Raw genomic sequence first — 11,703 nt, 5'->3', positions numbered from 1 at the left:
AAGTGACACCCGTGCAGATATCATCCCTCTTTGACAGCAACCCGGAACGGTGGAAAATCAGGCTGGCGGGTCTGCTGGAGTTCTTGAGGGAATATGGAGAGAAGCGGATTACTCTTCGCGGATGCAGAGTGCTGGCCCGGCTGACGCCAGAGCAGCTGTCACAGCCCGGCGTGTCCCTTCTGGCTGCCACCGTACGCGGCCAGAACGGGCGCCAGCTCGCAGGCGTCAGCTTCGTGTCCGGCTTCGGCAAGGAAGCCTGCCTTGTCGCCGTCCATCCCTTATACCGGAACCGCCATACCGGGACAGCGCTGCTGACCGCACAGCTGGAACGCCTCGGCACCCTCGAATGCACCGTGGCGTGCGACAATGCCGCCAGCCTGAAGATGTGCTTCAACACAGGGCTTGTGGCGGTGGCACTGCACCAGGGGCCAACCGGTAAGCCGACACTGCTGCTCCGTTCACCGCTGCAGCCAGCCTGCCTGCCCACAAATCTTCTACAAGAAGGTGAACTCCTTTGCCAGAACCCGTCTTAGGCATCCTTACGCTCTATATGAACGATGCGAAACAGCTTGAAGAGAAAAGCGTATACCGGAGAATGATTATTGAAGGCAGCCGGATTGGCCTGGATGTCTTTGTGTTTACACGTTTTTTATAGACGTATTATAAGTCAGTATGGGTAGGTATAGGAGAACGCCTTAGTCCCGTCAGGAATATTCTGCATATTATCCGGGAACGTTAACAGCAAAACTAATCGAAAGTCGAGCGCCTTATAATGACCAACCGGACTCAGACCTCATTCACTTCTGTGGATCAAAATTCTGATTACATCGAAGCAGCATTGTTCTATACAAATGACCTCAAAAAAAGAAGCATTTCCTTTCAGGGAAGGGAAGGAATGGTCCTTTATCTGGAATCCATCACAGACACAGAATTGATTGAACGAAACGTGATTATTCCTTTTAGCCGTAATCAGGACAAAGACCTTCCTGAGCTTTTCACAACCCTTACTTTCAGTTTGGAAACAGAATTAAACCAAGGCATTCAGGGGCTTCTTGAAGGAAGCTGTCTTTACTTTTTAGAGGGAATGTCTGAATTCTATGTCCTTCTCACTCCTGCCAAGTACGAACGAAGCATTAGCGAACCTGAGAATGAGGGGGTCATTCGGGGACCTCATAACGGTTTTATTGAACAGATGAAGGTGAACTTATACCTGATTCGGAAGCAAATAGCATCCCCAAACCTTAAGGTCCGCTACTTTACACTTGGAAAAACCGTCCCCAAACAGGTTAGCTTAGTATATATGGAGAATACCGCCAATCCTGAACTGGTAAAGATTGTAGAAGCAAGAATACAGAAGATTTCACTCGATTGGATACTCTCCACCGGTTTTATTCAGGAATTAACGGAGGATAATCCCTTCTCCATATTTCCACAACTAATTAATACGGAGCGTCCGGATCATACCTCAACCTATTTGCTGGACGGCTATGTCGCCATACTGCTGGATGGGGACCCTACAGCTCTGATTGTGCCGGCGAGCTTCTTCAGCTTTTATCGGACACCGGACGACTATAACAATCGATGGGTGATCACTTCTTTTGTCCGGTTTATCCGTCTGATCGGCTTTGTAACAGCATTTCAGCTGCCGGCGCTCTATATTGCCACCGTTTCTTTTCACCCCAATGTCCTTCCCTTGCAATTGTTCTTTACGATTCAAGGTTCATTGACCCGGGTCCCTTTTCCTCCGCTGATTGAAGCGATGCTGCTGGAACTTATTTTCGAACTGCTGCGGGAAGCAGGACTTCGTCTGCCCAGCCGTGTAGGTCAAACTATTGGGATTGTTGGGGGGCTGGTCATCGGGGATGCAATTGTTTTGGCAGGATTGGTTTCTTATACCATGATCATTGTTGTAGCGTTGACTGCCATTTCATCTTTTCTTATCCCGTCCAACGAAATGAGCTCAGCGATCCGGTTTTTGCGGTTTCCCCTGATGATTGCTGCCTCATTATTCGGATATATTGGGATATCCTTTGGGTTAACACTCATTTTCATACATTTGTGCAAGCTAGAATCCTTTGGGCAACCCTACTTTAGACCATTAAGTCCGTTAAAATCTCAAGGCCTGAAAGATACCTTCGTACGTTTTCCAATTTGGTCCATCCGAAAGAGTACGAGCAACCCGAAAACGGATAAATGAACATTAATCTATACTGTAATTACAGGAGTTGATATGGTGGCTCAAAAGGAAAAAATGATAACGAAGGGACAACTTTTCCTTTTTATTATCCAAGCCCAAATCGGTGTTGGTATTCTGTCTCTTCCTTCCAAGCTTAACGAAACTGCCAAAGGTGGAGGGGGACTTTCTGTATTAGTTGCAGGGGCTATCACCCAATTTGCCATCCTTCTTCTGTGGCTCCTGCTGAAAAATTTCCCCGGGCTTAACCTATTCAATATTTGCCTAAAACTCGGAGGCCCGATTATTGGCAGTCTGCTGATTATTGTGTACATCGGTTACTTTATTCTGCTTGGCTCCAATATTATGCTTAGTGCCGTAGAGGTGCTTCGGAGGTGGATGCTGCAAACTACGCCAAGATGGGCTGTACTGGGTCTTTTTTCTATCATGACTCTCTACCTTGCAAGAGAAAAGCTGACAGTATTGGCAAGATTTTATACGCTGGCCTCCTTGCTTTTTATTCCATTATTTTTATTTATCTGCTATGGATTAACGCAAGCCCATCTTGAAAATATGTTACCCCTATTGGAAAAAGGGGTCTGGAATATCGTAAAGGGAGCAAAGGACACAACCATATCTATGTATGGTTTCGAATTAATGCTGATCATCTACCCGCTATCTGAAGGTACAGATAAACAAAAATTGTTAACGGTCAGTCTCGCTAACTTGTTTGTGACCCTGTTCTATGTCTTCGTGGTCTCTACCTGTCTCATGTTCTTTAACTCCGAGCAAATGAAAATGATTCCCGAACCGGTCATTTACTTAATGAAATCTCTAAGCTTTTTCATTGTAGACCGTGCAGATATCCTGTTTTTGCCGATTTGGGCCATAACCCTTGTATGTTCTATCGTGAGTTATTGCTACGCAGCGTCATTTGGGCTCAGTGTTTTATTCAGACGAAAAAGCCACCGGAATTTTGCTCCGTTTGTGAAAATCACTACATTCATGATCGCGCTTGCGCCAGTAACTTCTGTTGGCATTCATTTACTGGATACAGCCTCTGCATATGCCGCCTATCTCTTTATTGGCGGACTCCCGTTGGTAATGTTAATCATTTCTCAATTTATCAAGAGAAAAGGAAGTGGGCCTGCATGAGCTGCCGCATAAAGTTAGGAACGATTGCATTGGCGGTGCTGATTATGCTTTCCTCCCTCAGCCTTACCGGATGCTGGGACCGGGAATATTTGAAGGATTTGCATCTAGCCTACGGTGTGGGGTTTGATATAGCCAATGATGGAAAGATACAAGAAACTGTGGAATTAATCATTCCGCCTGAAATCGAGCAAAAATCCACTACGAGCGAAATTCATACGAGTTATGGACATAACCTGCGCAGTGCCAGCAATCAGTTGCGTAATCGAGTGAGGGGAAACATAAGATTTCTTAAAAATGGTTTTCAGTTACTCGGAAAGTCAGTGGCAGAGCAAGGCCTTTATTCTAATTTGGATGTGAACTTCAGGGACCCAAGCAACCCGACATCCAACGTTAGGGTCATTATTGCGGAAGGAAAGGCCTCCGACATGCTTGAACAAAAAACGGTCGGGGAGTTAAAGGTTGGCGAGTTCATCACACAAAAGATTGAAAGTCTTGAGGAAATGAGTGTATTTCCAAAAGAAACGTTAGATACCGTGTTCCGGTTCCTGAAGGACCCTGGGCAGGACTTTGCTCTTCCCTATATAGCTGTAGAAGGCGACGAGATTATCACAAGGGGATTGGCCCTCTTTAGTGATCAGTATTATAGTGGGATGCTGAACCCAGATCAGTCAATATTACTGGTCCTACTAATGGGGCAACAAGGAAAAAATGCGAGATTCACAAAGAAAATTGATCTGGGCTACCCGGATAATATACAGGAGTACATTACCATTAACGTAGGTTTAAAAAAAACAAAGCGGAAATTCAAGGTATCGGTTTCTGCAGACGGAAGTGTTGAAGTCCATTTGAACTTAAAGCTACAAGCCATCGTAGAAGAGTTTCCCGGAGACCGTTCGCTCAAAGAGAAAGATCTTCAAAAAGTAAATCAAGCACTTTCGGAAATTCTCACAAAAGAAGCGGAGTCGGTTGTGGAAGAGGTCCAAAAGGCTAACTGTGATATCTTTGGTGTAGGGAGAAAGCTTATTGCTTACCATCACAATGTCTGGAAGGACAAAAATTGGTCTAAAGATTATCGTAAAGTACAATTCCATCCTAAAGTGGAGGTTAAAATTATAGATACCGGCATTATTGAGTAGAGATATTCCCTTACGAAAAGACTATCAAAGACCAAACCTCGCATAGGAAACTTACTCAAAGTAGAATTGAACTTTTCCGGTATCCACAAAACCGCGCTTGAATGAATTTAGAGTTTGAACAAAAAAAGCTTTGACCCGTTGAGACATGCTACCTCTCGATAACTGTAAGTGTCCACCAATTTCTTCAAGGCTTGGTCCATTCATACTTTATATCTTCAAGCTGCTCTTCATTGTCATTCCCTCTGCCGACAATCCTAAATCCGTTTCTCTCATAAAATTTCTGTGCCTTCTTGTTGACTTCAAAAGTGTATAAAAATAGTCTGCCTTCAGATTGCTGTTTGGCGAGGTTCAGGAGCCTATTCCCTATTCCTCTCCCTTGATACTGCGTATGAACGTATAACTGATTAACCCAATTCTCGTTACAAGCTAGTATGCCCACTACTTGCTCCCCAGAAGTCTCGATTGCAAGGTTCACCTTATTACTTTTGAGCAAAATGTTATTCAGAAAAAATACATGATCTTCAAAAGAATGCATCGCTTTTTGCTCAATTGCTTGTTCCTTGCTCTCTCTCCACATCTTAACCGTTTGTAACGCATAGGAAGGGTCGTATTCGATAATTGTAATTTCCATTCGGATTAGCTCCTTTGTAATATTTATTCATATAACTATCATCGCGTTATCCTGCCCGTTCGCTTAAGTAATTGCACAATTTCATTATTATGTAACACACAAGGGCTAGACCTAACGTCATAGTCAAGCTTTGAATCAAATACCTCGCGGGCTCTTATGGGGCTATGTTTTGTTCATGTTCTTCTCCCTCGGCCCAGTGAGCAATCGGATTATTTGATGTTGAATGTTCTGATAATGATAATGTTTGCTTCATTCCTGCTCTGCTTTGTCTTGCAGGCATGCCCAGGCGGCATCAGCAATAGCAATCTCCACTCTCTCCCGTTCATCCGGTTCTGTAACAAGATGGTCATCGCAGATATGAACCTTTGTCTCACCAAATGTGTAGGTTGCAACAATCATGCCAGCACCCCCTGGCACTATGTGTATGCCGGGATGACCGGGGGACAACCATGATTGTTACCTCCTCTTTTTAGTTTTAGATGTTATTGGATATTGGCTTACCCAATTAAAAACCGCTTGGTGTTACAGAAACCGACACCCCTCTCAAATAAAGAGAGCGATGTCGGCTTTAAACTTAACGGTTAAACTCCTTATTGAGTAATTTATCGTGAGCCTCTGTGGCTTCCGGTCCCACCGAGTTGATGGCCGTTACCAGAATATGCTTCCCGCCTAGAGTTCCGAAGGCTCTTGTCTCAAATCCGAAAGTACCGCCGGCATGCCCCCAATAGGATTGCCCGTCCGGCGTTCTCCCTTCAAAAATCCCTAGTCCGACTTTACCCAAAGGTGAATCTACTGTTGTGAGCATCTGGTCCATCATCTCTTGATTTAGTAGCTTTCCACCTAAAAGCGCACTGAAGAAGGTGGTCAAATCTTTGACGTTTGACACCATATCTCCGGCTGCATTTGCCCAGGATTGATTCATTTCCGTCAAATCATACAAATGGCCCGATCTGTCCATATTGTATCCTGTGGCATGCTTCCCCGGAATATGAGAACTATTCTCCATGACGAATGTATCCGTCAGCCCGAGCGGTTTGATGAACCGCTTCCTGATCTGTTCCGCATACGTATCCCCGGTTACCTTCTGAATAATTTTGCCGGCGAGTATCGTATTGACGTTGGAATAGTTCCAACCCTGCCCTGGTGCATATACAGGCGGCTTTGCAAGGGCCAAGCCGATAAGATCGTCGACGGAATAGTAATGGAATGGATTGTGAGGCAAGATAATGTCTCGCATATCTGGATCCGTATAGCTCGCAAGCCCGCTTGTATGGTTCAATAACTGACGAATCTTAATGTTGTTGCCGTCATACCCGTTCCCCTTTATGACCCCTGGCAGCCATTTTTCGACCGAATCATCCAGACTCAATTGTTTCTCCTCAGCCAATTGTAATATAACGGAAGCAGTGAACGTCTTCGTGATGCTTCCAATACGGAATGAAAAGTCCGGCTCCACTGAGCGTGGAACTTCGTAGCTAGCTGTGCCTGTAGCGTAGGACCAGCGTTCGCCATCCTGTAGTCCGCCGGCTATAACACTAGGGACTCTTTTGTTCGTTATCACCTCATCCATAACGCGTTTGACGTCTTCCCGATGCTTGATTTTCTTTTCTTTCTCGTTGAGTTCTTTTTTGGGTTCTTTTGTGAATTCCGCCTCTATAATATTGTTGATATGTCCAGCCGCATCTCCCAGTACATTAATATTGATCGAGATGACATGTTGACCGTCTTCCGTTCCGCCCGCAAAGTTGGTAAATCCGGGAATACCGCCGCCATGTCCCCATACAATGGTGCCGTCAGGTAGCTTTGTTTGATGTATGCCAAGTCCATACTTTCCAAATGGGGAATCACTGGTGCTAGTCAACATCTCCTTCTTCATCTCTGGCGTCAACAGCTTTCCGCCCAATAAGGCGCGGAAAAACGTCGTCAGGTCTTCCCCTGTCGAGATCATCTCTCCGCCGGAATTAGCAAACGATGGGTTAAGCACTGTAACATCTACTAATTTATTTCCGGTGTCCAAATAGCCGCGGGCATTTTTTTTCGGAATATCCATCGAATTGCCGGGGAGGAAGGTTTCTTTCAGCTGAAGCGGTTCAATAATTCGTTTCTTAATCTGCTCCGCATAGGTTTCCCCGGTAGCTTTCTGGATAATGAGACCCATAATCGTGTAATTTGTGTTCGAGTATGCCCACCCCGTTACCGGCTTTTGCTCCAAACTCATGGCGATTAACTGCTCGGCTGTATAATTCCCACCTGGATTCGCCAGTAATCTCGTTCTAAGTTCTGGCGTCAAGTAGTCTGGAAGTCCGCTTGTTTGATTCAACAATTGACGAATCTTAACTTTATTGCCGTCGTACCCATTGCCTTGTACGAGTCCTGGCAGCCACTTCTCCACCGTATCATCAAGGGACAGTTTCTTCTCGCCTGCAAGCTGCAAGGCAACCGTAGCGACAAACGTCTTCGTTGTACTTCCGATCCGGAAAGCAGAGTCGGCATCCACCTTTTGATTTCTTTCAATATTCCCTTCTCCGGAAGCATAGGACCAGCTTGCATCTCCTTTCTTAACGGTTACGATCACGCCTGGAATATTGTCGCTATTAGCAGCTTTATCAATCGCTTGATAGATTGCGGTGTGACCCGCTGCGTGTAGTGTTCCATAAGCAGGGAATACCGGTGTAACCGCCAATATAGCTGTTAACGTAAGTGCAACTCCTCTTTGCATGGTAAATAATTTCATAATGCATCGCTCCTATTATTTTCGAATGGTGTGTTGGTTCACTCCTTCACATTACCCCCGAAGTTGTTAAATCGGATATTGATGAAACCGCCAAACTTTTGATGACATCGTGCCTGGACCTGCCACATATACCGTATGACAAATTGTCAATGTCTCATATGACATTCTTGCTACAACCAAGTTCTAACCGTCCCCTCTCTCTCGCTTGACGAATAAGGAGGTGATGGTGCATGATAAGGGTCTGAATCAATCGGAAATTGATTATCATAAACATACAAGCAGGTGAACATAATCCGTGTTCTCTATCATGAAAAAATGGTTCTGGTATGATTGGATACTTGTGGCCACTCGAACAATTTGGCTGTTCATTATCGCAAGCGCTGGTTTTGTCGATTCGTCCTTAATCGCTGGGCCGCTTTGGATTGTAATTTCTTTTGCTCTTGTCGTTTACCTCGTTCCATTCATCGTCCGCTATCGAAAAGAAGCTTGGTATCTCGCTGTCGAAGTCACGGCAACGGGGTCTTTTTATCTTTATATAGCCTACACAGCTCCGGAACTGCTATGGTCTTTTGTTTTGCTTGTGATAACGATCGGCTTGTCGAGCAGCCGGACAACTTATGTGTGGACAGGGATCCTCTGCGGAATCGTATTCCCTGTAATGAACGGTTGGATCGCAGATCGTCTCCCGTTTGAGTTTATCTTTAGCTGCAGCCTAGGTTTTGCTATCGGCTTTGCGTTCAATATCTTAATTCAGTCCCATCAGCAAGCCCGAATTATTCAAGAGCAGAAGCAATTACTGGAGCAGCATATTAAGCGGATAGAGGAGCTTACGCTGCTGGAGGAGCGCAGCCGGATGTCACATGAGCTGCATGACACGATTGGCCATTCGCTTACCTCGCTCATCGTCGGTGTCGAATCGCTGCGATCGTCCGTACCGCATTCGCAGATCGAGAAGATCGATTCGCTTGTCGGTATCGCCCAGCACAGTATGGAAGATATCCGCAAGCATCTGCACCAGCTCTCTCAAGTTCCGCTCAGCCATTCGTTAAGTGAGTCGCTGCGGCAATTAACTGAGGAATTCATGAAATCGACGGGAATAACGGTTAAATTCCGTAAGATCGGCAGTGAGACACTTGTGATGCAAAAAATAAACTTTTGCTTACATCGCTGCCTTCAAGAGTCTCTAACCAACGCGGTTCGGTACGGACAGGCGAGCATGATATCCGTTCAGCTGCTTTTCGATAGTCAGCAGATCCGGTTACAGATCGAAGATAACGGCATCGGAATGGAAGAAACCCAATTTGGATTTGAGCTGAATGGGATGAAGGAACGGATTGAACTACTTCACGGCACGTTGTCCATGCATTCCGGACCAGGACAAGGTACTTTTGTCATATGTAATATTCCGTTGCTGACCGAGCCTGTACATGACGCGATCCGCTTGCTGATCGCTGATGATCAGGTCATCATTACCGACAGTTTGAAGCAAATTTTGGATCAGCATGTTGATTTTAACGTCATTGGTACGGCAGGGAACGGACGGGAAGCATTAGAGCATTGTGAGCGTTCCCGGCCGGATATTGTGCTAATGGATTTTCGTATGCAGGGAATTGACGGACTTGAGACATTACTCGAGATAAAACAACGTTGGCCTGATATGAAGGTTGTGTTCATGACGACGTTTGAGGATTCCTTACAGGCAGCATCTGCATTAGAGCGCGGAGCAGAAGGATACATGCTAAAGTCGATTCATCCGCGGGAGATGAAGGAAGCCTTGAAACTTATTTATAACGGTGGAACCTGGATCGACCAATCGGTTGCTACACGGGTTTTCGAAGAGATGAAACGTCAACGTGAGCAGTTGGAAAAGATAGGTTCAAGCCAGGAAAACTACCCGTATGGCCTAACGAAACGCGAGATGGAGATTCTGGAACATCTGTCGGGCGGACTGCGCTACAAGTCGATCGCCGCCAAGTTATTTTTATCGGAGGGCACGATCCGCAATTACTGTTCGATTCTCTACTCAAAGCTCAACGTCAACAACCGCGAAGAAGCGATAGAACTGGCGAGAACGGAGAATATCGTGTAGATGGCATTCACGATATAGCTGACAGAAGCACCTCCTTGAATTTAGTCACAACAACTCCTAATCCAACCATAATTCAACCTATTCGAAAGTTAGTATGTAGTGTTTTTTTAATGCCCAGCCCCATATAATACATCCATAAATATTTTCCTTTAACCCAAAGGGGATGTACATGTTGGATGTAGCTCTATACTTGCGAAAATCCAGGGCAGATGAAGAAGCGGAACGCCGCGGTGAAGGTGAAACCCTGGCCAAGCACAAGGCTGCTCTGCTCAAACTTGCCAAGCAATTACAATTAAATATCATTCGTATCCGCGAAGAGATTGTCAGTGGTGAAACCTTAGTCCACCGTCCGGAAATGCTGCAGCTGTTACAAGAGGTCGAATCCGGTGAATACGATGCTGTCCTGGTAATGGATATTGACCGTTTTGGACGCGGCAACATGCAGGAGCAAGGACTGATCCTGGAGACGTTCCGCTCAGCCAAGACCAAGATTATAACTCCGCGTAAGACCTATGACCTGATGGATGAATTTGATGAGGAGTACAGTGAATTTGAAGCCTTTATGGCTCGTAAAGAACTCAAAATTATTACCCGCCGGATGCAAGGAGGCCGGAAGCGGGCTGCGGAAGAAGGTAACTTTATAGGTACCCGTCCACCATTCGGTTACTTGATTGAGAATCTCCCGGAGGGCCGTGGCCGTACATTGAAGCCCCATCCGGAGCAAGCTGAAATCGTAAAACAAATTTTCGCCTGGTATACCCATGAAGATCCCGGGCAACAAAAAGGCGGAAATAAAATTGCAGCTGAATTAGAACGGCTCAAGGTCCCCTCTTATAAAGGAGGCAGCTGGTCGGCTTCTTCTGTCTTAACTATTCTAAAAAATGAAGTGTACATTGGAAGAATTCAATGGGGGAAGAAAGAGGTTAAGAAGAGCAAGGACGGAAGCACACACCGCTCTGCACGCCATAGAAGCCGCGATGAGTGGATTGATGTACAGGGAAAACATCCGCCCATTATTGACAACGAAACCTTCTTGAAGGCAAACCGGAGGCTCTCAGAGCACCATCACTCCCCGCATCAATACAGTATTGATGGCAAACCACGAATGACCTCGGCACTGGCCGGACTTGTTAAATGCTCCGAGTGCGGAATGACCATGGTTTATCGCTCATACACCAAACAACCTGCTCATTTCCGCTGTAGTACCGTTGGTTGTCCTACACGCAGCAGCCGTTATGATGCTGTAGAGGCCAGGATCGTTGAAGGACTTGAGATTTGGCTGAATGAGTATAAGATCAAATGGGGAAAGCGAAATCAGACCACACCGCAGAACGGGCTCAAGCTAAAAGAACGGGCACTAGCCTCACTGCAAAATGAATTAAAAGAGCTGGAGAACCAAAGAGGAAAATTATTCGATTTCCTGGAAAGAGGGATTTATACCGAAGAGGTGTTTATGGAACGGTCCCAGGATATCTCTACGCGGATAACAGCCACAACCGGGGGGATCAACAAAGTACAAAGAGATCTGGATCTGGAATTGACCCGGAAAGAAGCGAGAAGCAAAATCATCCCCATTGCAGAATCTGTTATTAAATTGTACTATCAGACAGACAATCCCATGAGCAGAAATACGTTATTGAAAGCTGTGCTGAACAAAATCGTTTATAAAAAGGGCCCCAGCCAGTATAAGGAGCAATTTGAGGTATTTCTATATCCGCGTCTATAATGGCATACTTTTCTCTTATAAAGACAGACCGCTGGCTGAGAACCGGCGGTCTGTCTTCT

General features: G+C 45.6%; 9 protein-coding genes and 1 pseudogene. 7 read left to right on the top strand and 3 right to left on the bottom strand.

Annotation, left to right across the window (positions count from 1 at the left end; genetic code table 11):
• Positions 1-11 precede the first annotated feature (11 nt).
• The 5 genes and pseudogenes from BLQ82_RS00115 (at position 12) to BLQ82_RS00100 (ending at position 4,464) form a co-directional block, all read left to right on the top strand.
• Positions 12-533 carry an N-acetyltransferase gene (locus BLQ82_RS00115; RefSeq protein WP_062526222.1) on the top strand — a complete coding sequence of 174 codons (522 nt, stop codon included), beginning with the start codon at positions 12-14 and terminating at the stop codon, positions 531-533.
• Positions 515-643 (top strand): annotated as a pseudogene (locus tag BLQ82_RS31205) (YheC/YheD family protein); the annotation flags it as partial. The gene BLQ82_RS00115 and the pseudogene BLQ82_RS31205, both read left to right, overlap by 19 nt.
• A gap of 129 nt (positions 644-772) precedes the next feature.
• Positions 773-2,197, top strand: a complete 1,425-nt coding sequence (locus tag BLQ82_RS00110; protein WP_062526219.1) for a spore germination protein — start codon at positions 773-775, stop codon at positions 2,195-2,197.
• A 33-nt stretch (positions 2,198-2,230) separates the two neighbouring features.
• Positions 2,231-3,328 (top strand): GerAB/ArcD/ProY family transporter, encoded by a 1,098-nt coding sequence (locus BLQ82_RS00105; RefSeq protein WP_062526217.1) that lies wholly within the window; start codon positions 2,231-2,233, stop codon positions 3,326-3,328.
• A 35-nt stretch (positions 3,329-3,363) separates the two neighbouring features.
• Entirely contained in the window at positions 3,364-4,464 is a 1,101-nt protein-coding gene (locus tag BLQ82_RS00100) for a Ger(x)C family spore germination protein (RefSeq protein WP_244280693.1), read from the top strand.
• 184 nt (positions 4,465-4,648) lie between these two features.
• Here the strand turns inward: BLQ82_RS00100 and BLQ82_RS00095 are convergent, their stop codons facing one another.
• From BLQ82_RS00095 to BLQ82_RS00090, 3 genes are all read right to left on the bottom strand, one after another.
• Complete coding sequence (locus BLQ82_RS00095; protein ID WP_062526214.1) at positions 4,649-5,095, bottom strand: GNAT family N-acetyltransferase; 447 nt, start codon at positions 5,093-5,095, stop codon at positions 4,649-4,651.
• Positions 5,096-5,344: 249 nt separating this feature from the next.
• Positions 5,345-5,494 carry a hypothetical protein gene (locus BLQ82_RS31710; RefSeq protein ID WP_157243845.1) on the bottom strand — a complete coding sequence of 50 codons (150 nt, stop codon included), beginning with the start codon at positions 5,492-5,494 and terminating at the stop codon, positions 5,345-5,347.
• A 175-nt stretch (positions 5,495-5,669) separates the two neighbouring features.
• A complete protein-coding gene (locus BLQ82_RS00090; protein ID WP_062526212.1) occupies positions 5,670-7,829 on the bottom strand; it encodes a serine hydrolase domain-containing protein in 2,160 nt (719 codons plus the stop codon).
• 295 nt (positions 7,830-8,124) lie between these two features.
• On the opposite strand from BLQ82_RS00090, the gene BLQ82_RS00085 reads away from it, so the two are divergent.
• Both BLQ82_RS00085 and BLQ82_RS00080 read left to right on the top strand, forming a co-directional pair.
• Positions 8,125-9,918 carry a hybrid sensor histidine kinase/response regulator transcription factor gene (locus BLQ82_RS00085; RefSeq protein ID WP_062526210.1) on the top strand — a complete coding sequence of 598 codons (1,794 nt, stop codon included), beginning with the start codon at positions 8,125-8,127 and terminating at the stop codon, positions 9,916-9,918.
• Positions 9,919-10,087: 169 nt separating this feature from the next.
• The gene (locus BLQ82_RS00080; RefSeq protein WP_062526208.1) at positions 10,088-11,644 is read left to right on the top strand and encodes a recombinase family protein; all 1,557 of its coding nucleotides are present in this window, start codon (positions 10,088-10,090) and stop codon (positions 11,642-11,644) included.
• The last annotated feature ends 59 nt before the right edge of the window (positions 11,645-11,703 follow it).

It is taken from the genome of Paenibacillus jilunlii (assembly GCF_900102965.1).
Classification (GTDB): domain Bacteria; phylum Bacillota; class Bacilli; order Paenibacillales; family Paenibacillaceae; genus Paenibacillus_AQ; species Paenibacillus_AQ jilunlii.
This window is presented reverse-complemented; position numbering and strand designations above follow the sequence as displayed.

Coding starts and splice junctions, on each gene's coding strand:
- BLQ82_RS00105 (WP_062526217.1), top strand. CDS start 2,231: ATGGTGGCTCAAAAGGAAAAAATGATAACGAAGGGACAACTTTTCCTT.
- BLQ82_RS00090 (WP_062526212.1), bottom strand. CDS start 7,829: ATGAAATTATTTACCATGCAAAGAGGAGTTGCACTTACGTTAACAGCT.
- BLQ82_RS00110 (WP_062526219.1), top strand. CDS start 773: ATGACCAACCGGACTCAGACCTCATTCACTTCTGTGGATCAAAATTCT.
- BLQ82_RS00095 (WP_062526214.1), bottom strand. CDS start 5,095: ATGGAAATTACAATTATCGAATACGACCCTTCCTATGCGTTACAAACG.
- BLQ82_RS00080 (WP_062526208.1), top strand. CDS start 10,088: ATGTTGGATGTAGCTCTATACTTGCGAAAATCCAGGGCAGATGAAGAA.
- BLQ82_RS31710 (WP_157243845.1), bottom strand. CDS start 5,494: ATGATTGTTGCAACCTACACATTTGGTGAGACAAAGGTTCATATCTGC.